The sequence below is a fragment of the Rhodococcus sp. 05-339-2 genome, assembly GCF_002258965.1.
GTDB lineage: Bacteria > Actinomycetota > Actinomycetes > Mycobacteriales > Mycobacteriaceae > Rhodococcoides.
This window is the reverse complement of sequence record NZ_NOYW01000014.1, coordinates 76,220-91,128: the sequence shown is the minus strand read 5'-3', so window position 1 is coordinate 91,128 and position 14,909 is coordinate 76,220. Positions and strand designations below refer to the sequence as shown.

Here is a 14,909-nt window from a genome sequence, read left to right as displayed (position 1 = left end):
CTACAGAGCGCAGCGAGCCTCTGCTGGTGGGGATTGGAGATCGACGAGGTAGTTCTCGACGATGTCGTTGACGCAGGTGCTCGTTGCGCCGAACGCCACGGTGTGTTGGTCGCCGTCGACGGTGAGAAGCGAGCCGCCCAGTGTGTTCGCCAAGTTGACGCCTCCCTCGTACGGTGTGGACGGGTCGCCGGTCACGGAGATGGTCAGTGTGTCGGGGAGTCCCTCGATGTCGGTGGCGTAGGGGATGCCGAGAGTCGGCTCAGCAGGCCAGAATTCGCAGGGGTCTCGTGCGCCGTCCGGTCCGAGGCCTGCGTCGGTGAACGGTGCTATCTCCTGGATCTGCCGCTTGAGATCGACTTCTTGTTCCGCGGTGTTGCGCTGTTCATCCATGCAGTTGATCGCGTACAGCGCTTCGGAGAAGTTCGGGACGGTGCCGTCGGCGTCACGTCCGCCGAAGATGTCGTTGATTTTGAGAAGGGTATCGGCCTGTCCTGCTTGGAGTTCGGCGATGCCCTTGGTGATGACCGGCCATGCCGAGGAGTCGTAGAGCCCCGCGATGACGGCCCCGTAGGCGGCGTCGAAGTCCATGATGCGGCCATCGCCGGTGACTATCGGATTGTCGATCAACGGTCTGACGATCTGTTGAAAGTTGTCGACGGCCTTGCTCGGGTCGGTGCCCAGCGGGCAGTCCGGTGCGCTTGCGCATGCGGCGGCCATGTCGTCGAAAGCTTTCTGGAAGTTGGCGTATTGGTAGATCCTGCGCTCTGCGGTGCCCTGGCCCGGATCGATTCCGCCGTCCAGAACCATCGCGCGCACGTTCTCCGGGAACATCTCGGCGTAGACCGCACCGAGTCGCGTTCCGTAGCTCTGGCCGAAGTAGCTCAGGGTGTCGTCGCCGAGCACGGCCCGGAGAATGTCCATGTCGCGGGCAGCATCTCGGGTGCCGATGTGTTCGAGGACGTCGTCGCCGCCGGATCGTTCGGAGCATTGGCTCACCAGCTGTCGTGCACTGTCCTCGGTGAGGGTTCTCGAGCCGGTGAGGACCGTGGTGTAGGCCTGTCCTGCCTCGTGTTCCTCGTCGGTGAAGCAGTCGATGGCCGGTGTGGACGCACCGACGCCGCGGGGATCGAATCCAATGAGGTCGAATCGTTCGGTGAGAGGGCTCTGCGCCCAGGTGGACGTCGCACCTGATGCCGCCATGCTCATTCCCGGCCCACCTGGTCCACCAGAGTTGAGCAGGAGCGAGCCCACTTTCTCACCTCGGGCGGGTGCTTTCAGCAGCGCGATCTGCGCCCTGCGCCCGTCCGGATCGTTGTAGTCCAGTGGCACGTCCACGCGGGCGCACTCGAATCTGGGGTCACTGGCGAACAGTTGTTCGTCGGTCGTGGTCGTGCCGTAGCCTTCACACGGCTCGAATGCCACGCTCTGGTCGTAGAACTGCTGCAACTGCGCTGACGGCTCGGGCTCTGTGCCCGGCTCCGGTTCCGGAGGCGATTGGCTGCAGGCACCGAGCAGCAGTATCGACGCCGAAGCTGCAGCGAGACATCTCGCTCTCCTGTTGTCGAATAAGGGCATGGTCGGTCGACTCCTATCTGATTGCACTGTGCTGATGGCCTATTCGGAATCGGTGGCGTTGAGTGCCGCAACCTGTCGCAGTACGTCGCGTTGGGCGGGGTTGTACAGGTCTTCCACGGCGACTGCGAGTGCGCGAGTCACCCGTCGTCTGTCGCCGTCGGTGTCGGAGAACAAGGCCGGGAAACGAAGCGCCAGCTGACGAACATGCGGGGCCATCCGTTCCGCCAGATTGCGGGTGGTGGCGCTGCCGGCGTCGGCCGGCAGGTCGTCGAACTCTGGGTCTGTGGGTAGCCGCGGAGTGGACCGCAGTAGGGCGCAGTAGGCGTCGAGGGCTGTCGGGCCCAGTACCGTGCTGGCGAAGGTGACGAACTGCCGGTCTGCTGTCGTCAGATGTGCTGCAGCAGATCCGAGTTCGGGCGGCAGATCGGTCGGAAGGGAGTCGTGGAGAAGCATCGCGATCTCCAACCGTGCTCGCTGTAGGCGCTCGATCGTCGCGCCGAGTTCTGCATCCAGCGTGCGCAGTGCCTGTTCGGGATGGTCGCGCCCGTCACCCTGAGCGGCTATGTCGGCCAACGAAAATCCCAGTGCGGACAGGCGTTTGATCTGCAGCAGCCGTACGAGATGCGTGACGCTGTACTGTTTGTAGCCGTTCGAGGCACGCTCGGGCTCATCGAGTAGTCCGACATCGTGGTAGTGCCGCACCGACTTCAGGGTGGTGCCGGCGAGATCGGCGATCTGCCGAGTGCTCCAGCCCATGTCGCTCTCCTCCGGTTCGATCAGGTCGCAATCAGTGTCGACTGTGACCTAACGGCATAGTCAAGGGACAACTCGTCCTGCAGGGGCTACGCAGGGTTCGAGTGAACCAACTGCGCTGTGGAGCGACGGAAGGCCCAGACGGTCACGAGCACTGCTGCTGCAAGTAATGGGGTGCCCATTGCGATCCGAGCAAACGCGAGCCACCCGGTGGCATCGGTGTCGTACAACCAGTCCTGAACGACGTAGCGGGCACCGAACAAAACGGCGAATGTCGATGTCGCGATGTAATGGGCGCGGGCGACCGAGTGATTGGACCGCCACGTGTACTCGTTGCCGTGCAGCGCATTCCATAGCAGTCCGGTCAACGGTCGTCGTGCCAGTATCGAGGCCAGCATCAGCGCTGCGCCGGCCAGGCTCAGCCAGATTCCGATGAGGAAGTAGCCGCCTGCCGAACCTGTCCAGGCGGCGATACCGCCTGCGACGACGACACCCAGCAATCCGCCACTGGCCTGCGCGAACGGCTCGCCTCGTCGGACGCGAAGAACAGTGATCACCAACGCGATGGCGATCGCGACGCCAACGGCGATCGGAAGGGACACCAGAGCGTTGGCGGTGACGAAGGCCACGACCGGAATCGCGGTGTAGATCATTCCGTTGGTTCCGCCGAGGCCGTCGAGCAGAAGCTCTGTGGCATTGACCCTTTCAGTGGTCTTGCGACCGGGAACTATCTGCGAATCGTTGTTGTCGTCCGATGTCGATTCCGGCCAGTTCATGGTGCCCTCCTCGTCGATGCTTCGGTTCGATCTGTGCATCCCCTACTGTCGTTTCGACGACCGGCACACAACAGTGCCCACAAGCATCGGATCTGGTGACAGCATCATCGGCGGGACATGACAGATGTCATGTCCTGGCAGCGTGACCACTAGGTCGGTGGCCCGAGAACATCGTCGACTGCGCCATAGAGCGTTGTGGTTTTTGCTGAATCGCCTGAGGCACTACAGGCGTACCGCGGCTCTGACGGCTCCGCAACTGCAAGACAGATCAAGCAGGCGGCCGGGTAGCGAAACCCGGCCGTACAAGGGCAGCGACGACACCTGCCCGTTCGACGCTGAAGTGCGCTGATGCAAAGTCGTCGCGGTGGAGCCCGCAGTTGCACGGTCGTACTGACTCTGGGGCGATTTGGGTTCGTAACGAATGAGCCCCGTTGTCACGAGTCCGCACGGAGCGTCGATCTCCAGGACGCTCTGCGTCCACCCGACGCCGTGGGTGTCCGACACCGATCAGGACTGTCCGGTGTAGGAGGATCGGCGGCAGTTCGGTGTCACGAGAGTGTCACAAGTCGGTACGTTCGGACATGGATTGATCCGGACGGTGATGTACGAAAAGCGTTGCGAATAAACAAATACGAGTCCATTTTAATTCATGCGAATCCACTTGAAGGGACTTGAAATCCGCACAGTGTCGGTTCGAGTCCGACGGGGGCATGATATTTCTTCTGTTCACAGCGCTATGTCGCTTCGGCGAGCTAACCCGAACCGTTGATCGCGAATTGTTTGGCGGTCCAACGCAACACGAACGGCAGTCCAGTCATGGCGCCGATGAAGTGGTCGCCTGCCACGGGCTCGTAGTGCACGTTGGCACCCTTGCTGCGCCACTGCTCGATCAGGGCAATCACGCCGGCCTCGGGGATGAAGCGATCACCGATCCACTTGCTCGCGGAACCGTGGAAGAACGCGACCGGCACCGACGGTGCGTCGGTGCCCGGACGGTTCGCGGCGATCACCCGCCGCGCGATGTCGGAGTCGAACGGGTCGGGCTCGGACGCCAAGTCCTCGATTCGCATGCGTGCCAACCCGCCCAAGGCCAGGGGGCGGACGGACATGTCCTTCACCCAGGACGCCAACAGCAGCGCCTTCGGGCCGAACAACTCCACCATCTCGGGGTGCTCACGCGCGAGACCCATGCTCGCCGCGCCCAGCAGGCCGGCCGCGACGGTGCCGTTCATGGTGTCCAGCAGCATCGAGAAGTCGGTGGGCGTTCCACCGGCGACGGCACCCGCCAACCTCACGTCCGGCGCGTACCTCGGGTGCAGTTGCGCCGTCCACGTGGTGGCGATCGCGCCGCCGCTGTAGCCGTAGGCCACCACTGGGCTGTCGGCGAGCTCTGGGGCGACGACCGACATCCCGCGTAGCGAGTCCAGGACGGCATGCCCGGCCATCGTGCCTTCGGAGTACGACATCCGCGGGCCTTGGTGATCGGCGACGAGGACGGCGTATCCGCGGGCGAGCCAGAGCGGCATCACCGGCGGGAGGTCGGCACCGACACCGTGCACGAGCCGATACGACGGCGTGCTCTTGGCTCCGAGGGAATCGATGGCCACGTTGTGGGCGACGACCGGCCGCGGTCCGCGCCCGGTCCACGGCCGTTTCGGGATCAGCAGCGAGGCGGTGACGCCGGCGGGGAGACCCCGTGCGTCGGTCGATCGAACCATGAACTGATGCAGGGCGGTTCGCGGCCGCGGCACCAGACCGCGGGTCGTGCGCTGCCGGATCACCGCACCGGGTGCGAGGTCCTCGATGCCGGGAGGGGTGAGGAAGAAGGCGTCGTTGTCGATCGGGGTCGGAAGGATCGCGGCATGGGGATCGTCCGGAGGCTCCAGGGGCAGTCGTCGAGTCAATACGCGATCGAGCACACCAAACAGAGTCATGATCCCCCCGACATTCTTCTCGAACCTTACCCATCCCCGCGGTCACCGTACCGTGCTAGGCGGTCGGGGAACGCAAAATGGAGACATGCCCGCGGGCCACTTGCTCCCTTAAATCCGCACAGTGTCGGTTCGAGTCCGACTGGGACACCGGAGTTCGTCTATCCAGCGTTGTGAACGAGAACAGTTGGTCCCGCCCTCTCTCGCTCCTTCGGATACAGCTCGCGGCAATCAGACGATAGGCGTCAGCCCAGGGCGCTCAGCAGCACGGCATCGAGTTCCTCGGCCGGCAGCATCGGCAACATGTGGTGGCTGCAGCCGGTCAGGACGACGGTATGTGCGTTCGGGAGAGCCTTTCCGGCACCGTCGGCAGCGCGAGAACTGTTGTGCACCTTACTGTCACCGGCAAAGACGATGGTGACGTCCGCGGACAGCGTCGCCCATCGATTGCCCTTGGGGCGGCGCGGAACCACTGGTTTCACCGACGGGAAGTCGGCACCTCGCTCGGTGAGATCGAGCCAGTCGGCGTCGAGCGGTGCTTCCTGCGTTTCCCACCGGATCAGAGAACGCATCCGTTCGCGAGTCGGTCGCACCAGAAGTGGCACGGCGTGCAGAAGGTACGCCAGGCGCATGCCGGCGAAACACGAGGGGGGATCCAGCAGGACGAGTGCGCCGACGCGCTCCGGTCGGTGCAGCGCGTACGCGAGCGCCACCGTTGCCCCGTACCCATGTCCGACCACCGAAGTTCGCGGGGCATCGAGGGTTTCGAGAACTTGATCGAGCCAGGACATCAGGTCATCGACCGTGCGGATCGGTGTCTCACCGACCACGCTTCGTCCGGGATCACCCATCGGGTCGATTGCGAAGACCCGGTTCTCTCGGGCCAGGGCCGCGATGTTGGCGAACCAGACGGTCGAGGTTGCTCCGCCACCGGGCAGCAGCACCACCGGAGGTCCGTCGACGGGTCCGGAGGCGTTGACTCGGGTTGTGCCGTAGTCGGATTCGACGTCGATGGCGTCGATGGGCAGCGGCCATTTCGCCAGAACACGGTCGTAAGTCGAAAAGAATCCCTCGGCTGCGGGGCTATCACTGAACCGACTCACTGAACCTCCCAAATGCCTCGACAATCGAGATATTAGATCATCGTAATAAATTGGACAACACTCCTCCGGGGGTCTGTAATTCGGAAGAGTTTGCGGTGTAGATGATTTCGCTGATCGAACCGCAATGGCGAGTAGGCGCGGCACTCGCCGCCGATCAGCAGTCCAGCAACGAAGTCGGGTTCCCCTTGCCTGTTGCTGGCTGTTAGAGTCGGATCACCGGAAGTAAAAGCGAGGGCTTCAGCCCCGTTCATACGCCGCTCACCGAGCTGCCACTTCTCCCTTGGATGGAGACGTGTATGCGCCTGAAAAATGAGCGACCAGCCAACACAGACGAGGCGCAGCCCTCGTCGACGCGGCACCGTCCGCAGACGCCGAAAGCCGCCGCGGTGGCACTGGCCGGCCTTTCTGCAGTGTTTCTTTTCGAGATGCTCGACAACTCGATCCTCAACGTTGCCCTACCAACCATCGGGCGTGAACTCGGTGCATCGACCACCGCGTTGCAGTGGGTCTCCGGTGTGTACGCGGTCGTTTTCGGGGGACTGATGCTGCTGTTCAGCGCCATCGCAGACCGATTCGGGCGACGTCGAATGATGTTGAGCGGCCTGACATTACTGGCGCTCGCCAGCGCGGCTACCTCTCTCGTCGAGACACCCGAGCAGCTCATCGCAGTCCGCGCCGCGATGGGCGTCGCCGCGGCCATGACCACCCCCGGCTCCATGGCGCTCGCGTTCCGGCTCTTCGATGAGGAGTCCTTACGCGTTCGAGCCCTCACCCTGATATCGACGGTCGGCCTGGTCGGGTTGGCGATCGGACCGACCGCAGGGGGCTTCGTTCTCGCTTTCGCGCCCTGGCAGGTCCTGCTCCTGATCAACGTACCCATCGCGATTCTCGCGTTCATCGGAATCCGCATGGGCGTCGCGAAAGACCTGCGCGAGGAGTTGCACCGCGACCCCCTCGATGTCACTGGGGCGTTGCTCGGCACGGCCACCATCGTCCTGGCACTCCTCGCGCCGACCCTGTTCGTCGAGGTGGGTCCCGATTCGTGGACGCCGTGGGCAGCAACTGCCGGAACCCTTTCTGCGGCAGCAATGTTCGTCGTCCGCGCTCGCACAGCGAGATACCCGCTCCTTGACCTGAAACTCGTTGCACTTCCCCTCGTGTCCAGCGGTCTTGCCTACAAAGCCGCGTCCGGGCTCGCGGTCGCCGGCCTCGGGTACATGGTCACACTGCAGCTGCAGTTCGCATGGGGATGGTCGCCTGCCCTCGCATCGATAGGGATGCTCCCTCAGGTCGTCGTGCTGCTCTTCAGTGGACGCCTCGTCGCGCCGTTCCTGCGACGAGTGGGGATGAACCACGCCGCCTGGATGAGCGCGGCGGCGGTGGTGCTGGGGCTGGCCGTGTTCGCCCTGGGTAGCCGATTCGGGTATGTCTGGGTCGCTCTTGCCCTCGTCCTCGTCGCGGTAGGTATGCGCGTAGTCGGTGTCGTCGCAGGTACCAACGTCATGACCGGACTCCCGGAGAGCCGCACCACCATCGGGGCCGCCATGGTCGACACGTCGAGTCAGGTCGCCACCGGCGTCGGGATCACCGTCACCGGCACCATCATCGCCGCGCTCTTCACGGGCAACATCACGAGTACCACGTGGAGCGCCGAGCAAGCGGCCTCGTTCCAAACCGGAGTCACCGTCGCGGGGTTCGCCATCACCACGGCGGCCGCGGCGCTGGTCTTGCTGGGGACGGTCCGGGCGCGGGCAAGTCGTGGCGGACCTCCAGGCCTGGAGGCACAGTGACGACCTGCAGGGCGTGCTTTCGGTCGGCGGTGATCAGCCGGCCTTGACGCGCAACCGCTCGACTTCCGAGCGAGAGTGGCGCACGGCCTCGGTGTCCGATCCCTTGTCATGGGCCAAGTCATGCGCGAGGTCGAGAATTGCCCGACGTAGGTGCTTGCGTGCTCGACGGGACTTGTGGTGGGGCGCGGACTTGATGAACGCCTTGCGTGCTTTCTTGTCCAGGATGCCGTCGACCTCGGCGTCGGTCACGGTTCCTGCTTCGACTTCGGGGGCGAGGATGTCGCGAACGAACTGGTACTCGCGCGGTGCTGCTCGCCGGAACGCGATCGTCAAGACGGTGAACCCGAGCACGATGGAGCCGAGCATGACGGGGAAGGTCAGGATGCCACCTCGGCCGAGACCGCCGGCGTCGTCCCAGGTGAAGTGCAGAAACATTCCGACCAATACGAATGCCACACCGCGGCCGATCCGGCGTGGCTGGGCCGCTGTGCCGAGGATGTAGATGACACCGGTGCAGACGAGGGCGCTGAACAGCGGGTGGGAAACGAAGCTGACCGCTATGCGCGTGAACGACATCTGTACGGCGTGGTCGACCGGATCGGTACCGAACGCCTGAGCTGTGGAGTTGGCGGCGTAGAGGAAGTCCTCGAAGATCGCGAATCCGAGCCCGATGAACGCGCCGACTATCAGACCGTCGTTCGCGGTCCGAATCAACCGCGGGGCAAGGCTCATGAGGAGTATGAATCCGCACAGCTTCGCGGCCTCTTCGGTGATCGGTGCGGTGGCTCCGGCTGCCCAGTTGGCACTCCACACTTGACCGAAAAGCTTGTTGTAAATGCTGATCATTGCGTTGTTCGCGGTGAGGGCGAATGCAAAGGTGGCCGGAATTGCGCCCCACAGGAGCGCGGCGAGGATGAGTCGGCCCGGTTGGCGTTCCCATCGGTCGATATGACGGAACCAAGCGAACCACGCCAGCCCGCACAATCCGCACAGCACTGCCGAGATCGCAAAGGCGTCGGCGTACAACCCGGTTTTGGGTGCGAAGTACGCCCACACCTGGAACGCGCCGATGCCGGTCAGCACGACGAACACCCAGAAACACAGATTGTGGGTTTGCACGAAGTGGAAGCGCTCACCCCAGCCGGAGATCTCCATTGCTCTGGCCTGCCGTTGGCGGGCCTCGGAGCTGCGTGTGGTGTCGGTGCCGGTCTCGCTCATGAGTTGTTCCTGTCGACGGTCCGGATGCTGGCGATCATGGTCTGGATGTTGTCGACGGCCGCGGTCATCTGAGCGGGAGGCCCGTAGGCGGTGATCTTCAGCCCCCTGCCGGCGATGACGAATGCCGCGACCACACCGTCCCCGGTCACGCTGCTGTATGGCTGTGCGACACCGCTCTCGCCTGACGTCGTGGTGAGAGTGGTCCTGTCGCCGTCGACTCTGAAGGTCGGGTCGTCGGTGCGGGAGGTGACTTTCTCCACTTGGTCCAGCAATTCATCCGGTGTGCCCTCGAACGTGTCCGACGAGACCTGGAAGGTGACGCCCTTCCCGGCGACGGTGGCGTCACCGGAACGACGGCTTTCGTCGTCGACACGAAAGCCGGCCTCGACATCCCAGCCGGTGGTCGGTGTGAAGACGATGGAGTCCGTCAGCGCGAGTTGCTCACCGGCGAGAACCGGGTCGTCCCAGCCGATGGCCGCGTCGACACGGGGAAGGATCACGGTCAAGACGACGAAGATCGCGACGACGAAGAGTGCCGGTGGAAAAGTCCGACGGTCGAGACCGAGCACACGGTGCTCGGCCGGGACCCGATGTCGTTGTCTCGCAGCAAGAATTTGTGTCACAGTTACTCCTCGGCCCTCGGTGTCGATCACGGCGTGACGCGTACCTCGGGGCGGAGCAATTCGAAAAACAGTTCGTCGAGCAAAGCAAGGCCGTAGAGGTGCGATGGCTTGTTTCGGTTGCGCGGCAGCCTGATAAGCCCAACACGTATTACTTCTGGGTCGATGATATTCGGAGTTGGCCTGTCTTCTTACCGTGAATCAGCTAAAAAGACCGAAACCGGATTCTCGGCGATCAAACCGGAAGATTTCTCGATCACGGCGCGAATTCGGGATGGGGAGTCGGCATTGTCTCTTGCAAAGCTGTTCCGAGACCGTCTGATCCGAAATTCGTTGCGCGGTTGTGGAGTCCGGCGGCACTGGGCACCGAATTCACATCGATGGTGACGAATGTTGATGCGGTTCGTCGATGGACGCTCCAGTGCCTCGACTCTTCGGTCCGGCGTGATCGGCATGCTGATACGAGGTCGGTGGCCAGGCCGGCAAGCAACGAATCTGTTCGTGGCACTACTCGCCTTCCGTCACCGTTCACACGACGGTGGCAGCGTATGCCACGAACACCACGAACATGGCCGCGCCGCCGAGAGCTGCGCCGATCATTGCCTCGCGGCCGTTGGTCGCCATGCCCTTCTCGTCCCGGCTCACCCCGACCCACCCGCACACGACGGCGGCGACACCTGTTGGGACAGCGACGAAGTCGCCGATGAAAGGTACGAACGCGCAGACCAGGGCCACGATGCCCAGGATCATCGCGGCACTGCCGGCACCGTTGCGAAACAGCGGCCGTGTGCTGTATTCCTCGGCCATGCCGCCTCCCTCTGTGCGGTCTTCGTACTTGTCGCATACGGCGCGACGAGCAGACCTACCGAAAAGATACCCTCGACATACGCTGAGGCACGATGGCACCGATGCACTGCATCTCGTCGCTTCTGTGCTCTCGGGCCGAGCGAGCCAGCTAGGCTCGTTCGGTGACGGACTCAACGTGGGACGGGTACGTCCGTGTGCGCGGCGCTACCGAGCACAACCTGGCAGCTGTCGATGTCGACATACCCCGCAATGCCTTCGTCGCGTTCACGGGGGTGTCGGGGTCAGGAAAGTCGTCACTGGCCTTCAGCACCCTGTACGCCGAAGCGCAGCGACGCTATTTCGAGTCGGTGGCCCCCTACGCCCGCCGCCTGCTTCAGCAAGTGGGCGCACCTCATGTCGCGTCCATCACCGGCCTTCCCCCGGCCGTTGCGCTACAGCAACGCCGGGGGTCGCCGAGCTCGCGCTCCAGCGTCGGCACCATCACCACGATGTCGAACCTGCTGCGCATGCTCTACTCCCGGGCCGGTACCTATCCCGACGGTGCGCCCATGCTCCCGGCGGAAGCGTTCTCACCCAACACCGTCGCCGGTGCCTGCCCGCGATGCGGCGGTTTGGGCGAGTTCCATGATGTGACAACGAAATTGCTGGTTCCCGACCCGTCGCTGAGTATTCGTGAGGGCGCGATCGCGGCGTGGCCGGGTGCCTGGCAGGGGGCGAACCTGCGCAGCATCGTCGCCGGCATGGGGATCGACATCGACGTGCCGTGGCGCACGCTGAAGAAGAAGGACCGGGAGTGGCTCCTGTTCACCGACGAGCACCCCAAGGTGTGGATCGAACCGGAGGAGGGACGAGTCGACCACAGTTACGAAGGCAAGTTCTGGAGCGCCCGCAGCCATGTCATGCACGTTCTGACCGACTCGAACAGCGAGCGCATGCGAGAACGCGCTCTGCAATTCACCGAGACCGTTCGCTGCCCGATGTGCTCCGGCAGCGGACTGCGCGCCGACGCGCTGGCCGTCACCATTGCCGGCCGGTCGATCGCCGAGATCAATGCGCTCTCGCTGACAGAACTTGCCGCATTACTACGCCCCATTGCCGAACAGTCGGGGGAGACCACGGAGGTGGCGGTACGCATCACCGCAGACCTGTTGGCCAGGATCGACGTGTTGCTCGATTTGGGCTTGGGATATCTCGCGCTCGGGCGTAGCTCGACGACTCTGTCGCCCGGCGAGACGCAGCGGTTGCGAATTGCCACTCAGCTCCGTTCGGGTCTGTTCGGGGTGGTGTACGTGTTGGACGAACCCTCCGGAGGACTGCATCCCGCCGATGCCGAGCCACTGCTCGACGTCCTGGACCAGCTGAAGGCGTCGGGAAACTCCTTGTTCGTCGTCGAACACGACATGGACGTGGTGCGCCGCGCCGACTGGGTGGTCGACATCGGACCCGCAGCGGGTGAGGGCGGCGGACGGGTGCTGTACAGCGGTCCCGTCGCGGGTTTGGAGGAGATCGAGGAGTCGGTCACCAGTAGGCACCTCTTCGGTCGAGCGGAATCCGTGCAGCGGGAGGCGCGCCCCACCCAGGGCTGGCTCACTCTGGCCGGGGTCACCCGGCACAATCTGCGGGAGTTGACGGCGGCGTTCCCGCACGCGGTCCTGACGGCAGTAACGGGTGTGTCGGGCTCCGGCAAGTCGACACTCGTCAGCCAGGTCCTGTTCGAGGTGGCGCGCCACCGACTCGAGACCGCGGCAGACGAGGACGACGGCATGCAGATCGAGGTCGACGTGGCCGAGGTCTCCGGAATCGAGACGTTCACCCGCCTGGTCCGGGTGGATCAACGGCCCATCGGCCGAACCCCCCGATCGACGCTGGCCACCTACGTCGGAATGTTCGACATCGTCCGCAAACTGTTTGCCGCCACCGATGAGGCGAAGGCCCGCGGATGGGCACCTGGACGGTTCTCCTTCAATGTCGCGGACGGACGATGCCCCACCTGCCAGGGCGACGGTTTCGTCGAGGTGGAGCTGCTGTTCCTCCCCGGCACCTATGGTCCCTGCCCCACCTGCCACGGTGACCGGTACAAACCGGAGACTCTCGAAATAACGTGGCGTGACAGGACAATTGCCGAGGTACTGCACATGTCGGTGGACGAGGCTGCGATGTTCTTCGCCGATATCGCGGGAGTGTCCCGCAGTCTGGAGACGTTGCACGACATCGGGCTCGGCTACCTTCGACTCGGTCAACCCGCCACCGAGCTGAGCGGCGGCGAGGCGCAGCGCATCAAGATCGCGACCGAATTGCAGCGCACCCGACGCGGTACTGCCCTCTATCTACTGGACGAACCGACCGCAGGGCTCCATCCCGCCGACGTCGCCCTGCTCATGCGCCAGCTGCACTTGCTTGTCGATGCAGGCAACACCGTGGTGATGGTGGAACACGACCTGGATGCCATAGCCTCCGCCGACTGGGTCATCGATCTCGGTCCCGGCGGCGGCGACAACGGGGGCACTGTCGTTGCTACCGGAACGCCCGCCGAAGTCGCGTCGTCCCCGGACAGCATCACGGGACCGTATCTGGCCCGACGGCTCCGATCCTGAACTGGTGCTCCATATTACTGCCCCGAGCGTCATCGTCACAGTCGATTCTGGACCGTACCTGTCCGCGATGGGTCTGATGATGACGTCGTAACAATCACTGAGCCTCCCGTCCCATTCGTGGTCCACGTCCCGCAATCCGTCCTCGACGACTTGGCCCGTCGTATTCGCGATGTGCGTCTACCCGAACCCCTCGGTGCCGATGATCGGACCACCGGAGTCCCGATCTCCGTCCTGCGGTCGAGGGGCACGGGCGGTCGTCGCGCGCGGACTCCACTCCCGTGCTGCTGTGTCACGGTTGGCCGGGGTTGTACCTCGAAGTCCTCGACCTCGTTCCACTACTCACCGATCAGGACGACGCCGACCTCCGAGCCTTCGACGTGATCGTGCCATCCGTCCCCGGATTCGACTTCTGCACATCGCCGTCGGGCGAGGGGTGGAGTACCGATCGCGTCGCGCAGGCGTTCGTCGAGTTGATGAGCATCGGCGGTTCGTTGCCGCATATCGACCGCAACACTTCCCGGGAGATGTACGACGGGACACCGGCCGCAGCCGACGCTGCTTTCTTCGCAGCAAATCGCAACGGCCGCAACCGCATCGCGCTGGCTCGCCCACATATCGCGGAGAGTTCGAATCGAGGGTAGTAGGTCGAGCGCACGAGTCACGGCCTGCGCGGGGAGGTGACCAGACCGAATGAAATGTGCAGCATTGCTCGAGATGCGACGGTCAGGTTCGTCACCCGGGGGTGCGTTCCTTCGAATGTCTTTCGAACCTGTTGCCCGATGAGACGTTGTGTCAGTAGAGGAGTTGCTCCTTCCGTAGCGTCATGTGGTCCAGTGGACGTATCCCGCCCACCGAGGAAGGCCAGCCCATGTTCTCGTCATTCACCCCACCGCGCCGAGTCACGATCGGGGGAGCTGCCGCGTTCGTCGGCACCACGCCGCGAGCGATCCGTCATTACCACCAGATCGGTCTGCTCCCGGAGCCCGAGCGGGGTAATGACGACCGCCGCCGCTACGGCTACGACGAGATTATCCAGCTGCTGTGGATCCGCCGGCTGGCCGACGCCGGCATTGCCCTCGACGACATCCGCGACGCCTTCGCGTCCGGTACCGCCGACAGCGACGTCGCGCGCATTCTGGACCGGCTGGAGGGATCCCTTGTCGCCCGGCAGGCCGAACTCGAGCAGCAGCGGATCGCCGTGCAGCGTATGCGGGCGCAGGGGAGCAGGTTGGGCCTGCTCTCCGACGTCGTGAGCGACCGCCTCGCAGAACTGCCCGAGGGAGCCCTGCGGCAGGACGACCTCGACACCCTTCTCGTGACCGAGCGGATCTTCGGCGCGCTCGGTGCGTCCGTCCAGGCGTCGCGTTTCATCGCCCTGGCCACCCACCCGGACCTGCGGGCGTGTTCCGACCGGGTAGCCGCCGCGGAGGAGGCGCTCGACGACACGGTTGCCGTCGACGACCCTCGCGTTGCGGAGGTGGCGGCCGAACGGCACGCATTCGAGACCGCCCTCCACGCGGTCATCGAGAGCTCCGGTCTGGCGCAGGCCGACGACGCCCGGTTCGATGCCTGGGACGAGTTGCACCCCGCTACCGCCGACACCGGTACGGCATGCGGGTCGACGAGCCTTACCGAGGCCGTCCGAATGTTGCCCTACGACTTCTCCCCCGCACGCCTGCTGTGTATGGAACTGGCCCTGGAACTCGACGAGCCTCGGTAGTGCTTCGCGAAATGGGGTGCTG

Annotated in this window: 12 protein-coding genes; 4 read left to right on the top strand and 8 right to left on the bottom strand. The window is 64.2% G+C overall.

All coding sequences use genetic code 11. From position 1 onward, the window contains the following. From CH273_RS11250 to CH273_RS11230, 5 genes are all read right to left on the bottom strand, one after another. Complete coding sequence (locus CH273_RS11250) at window positions 1-1,575, bottom strand: alpha/beta hydrolase (protein WP_032394882.1); 1,575 nt, start codon at window positions 1,573-1,575, stop codon at window positions 1-3. Window positions 1,576-1,614: 39 nt separating this feature from the next. Next, on the bottom strand, window positions 1,615-2,331 hold the full coding sequence (locus CH273_RS11245; RefSeq protein ID WP_032394881.1) for a MerR family transcriptional regulator: 717 nt from the start codon (window positions 2,329-2,331) through the stop codon (window positions 1,615-1,617). Between the two features lie 86 nt (window positions 2,332-2,417). After that, on the bottom strand, window positions 2,418-3,104 hold the full coding sequence (locus tag CH273_RS11240; protein ID WP_230596708.1) for a DUF3159 domain-containing protein: 687 nt from the start codon (window positions 3,102-3,104) through the stop codon (window positions 2,418-2,420). Between the two features lie 752 nt (window positions 3,105-3,856). Then, window positions 3,857-5,038, bottom strand: a complete 1,182-nt coding sequence (locus CH273_RS11235) for a lipase family protein (RefSeq protein ID WP_032394880.1) — start codon at window positions 5,036-5,038, stop codon at window positions 3,857-3,859. A 242-nt stretch (window positions 5,039-5,280) separates the two neighbouring features. Further along, window positions 5,281-6,138, bottom strand: coding sequence for an alpha/beta fold hydrolase (locus CH273_RS11230; RefSeq protein ID WP_032394879.1), 858 nt, complete (start codon window positions 6,136-6,138; stop codon window positions 5,281-5,283). Between the two features lie 296 nt (window positions 6,139-6,434). Here CH273_RS11230 and CH273_RS11225 point away from each other — a divergent pair, with 296 nt between their 5' ends. Next, window positions 6,435-7,928, top strand: coding sequence for an MFS transporter (locus tag CH273_RS11225; RefSeq protein ID WP_082322422.1), 1,494 nt, complete (start codon window positions 6,435-6,437; stop codon window positions 7,926-7,928). Between the two features lie 33 nt (window positions 7,929-7,961). Here CH273_RS11225 and CH273_RS11220 read toward each other — a convergent pair whose 3' ends face one another. The 3 genes from CH273_RS11220 to CH273_RS11210 form a co-directional block, all read right to left on the bottom strand. Then, on the bottom strand, window positions 7,962-9,146 hold the full coding sequence (locus tag CH273_RS11220; protein WP_032394878.1) for a PrsW family intramembrane metalloprotease: 1,185 nt from the start codon (window positions 9,144-9,146) through the stop codon (window positions 7,962-7,964). Further along, window positions 9,143-9,769 carry a hypothetical protein gene (locus tag CH273_RS11215; protein WP_143545343.1) on the bottom strand — a complete coding sequence of 209 codons (627 nt, stop codon included), beginning with the start codon at window positions 9,767-9,769 and terminating at the stop codon, window positions 9,143-9,145. The genes CH273_RS11220 and CH273_RS11215 overlap by 4 nt, the downstream gene beginning before the upstream one ends. A gap of 525 nt (window positions 9,770-10,294) precedes the next feature. Beyond that, entirely contained in the window at window positions 10,295-10,573 is a 279-nt protein-coding gene (locus CH273_RS11210; RefSeq protein WP_032394877.1) for a hypothetical protein, read from the bottom strand. A 161-nt stretch (window positions 10,574-10,734) separates the two neighbouring features. Here CH273_RS11210 and uvrA point away from each other — a divergent pair, with 161 nt between their 5' ends. From uvrA to CH273_RS11195, 3 genes are all read left to right on the top strand, one after another. Beyond that, complete coding sequence (uvrA, locus tag CH273_RS11205) at window positions 10,735-13,167, top strand: excinuclease ABC subunit UvrA (protein WP_032394876.1); 2,433 nt, start codon at window positions 10,735-10,737, stop codon at window positions 13,165-13,167. Window positions 13,168-13,472: 305 nt separating this feature from the next. After that, a complete protein-coding gene (locus CH273_RS11200; RefSeq protein WP_143546205.1) occupies window positions 13,473-13,808 on the top strand; it encodes a hypothetical protein in 336 nt (111 codons plus the stop codon). Window positions 13,809-14,035: 227 nt separating this feature from the next. Continuing rightward, complete coding sequence (locus CH273_RS11195) at window positions 14,036-14,887, top strand: MerR family transcriptional regulator (RefSeq protein WP_032394874.1); 852 nt, start codon at window positions 14,036-14,038, stop codon at window positions 14,885-14,887. The last annotated feature ends 22 nt before the right edge of the window (window positions 14,888-14,909 follow it).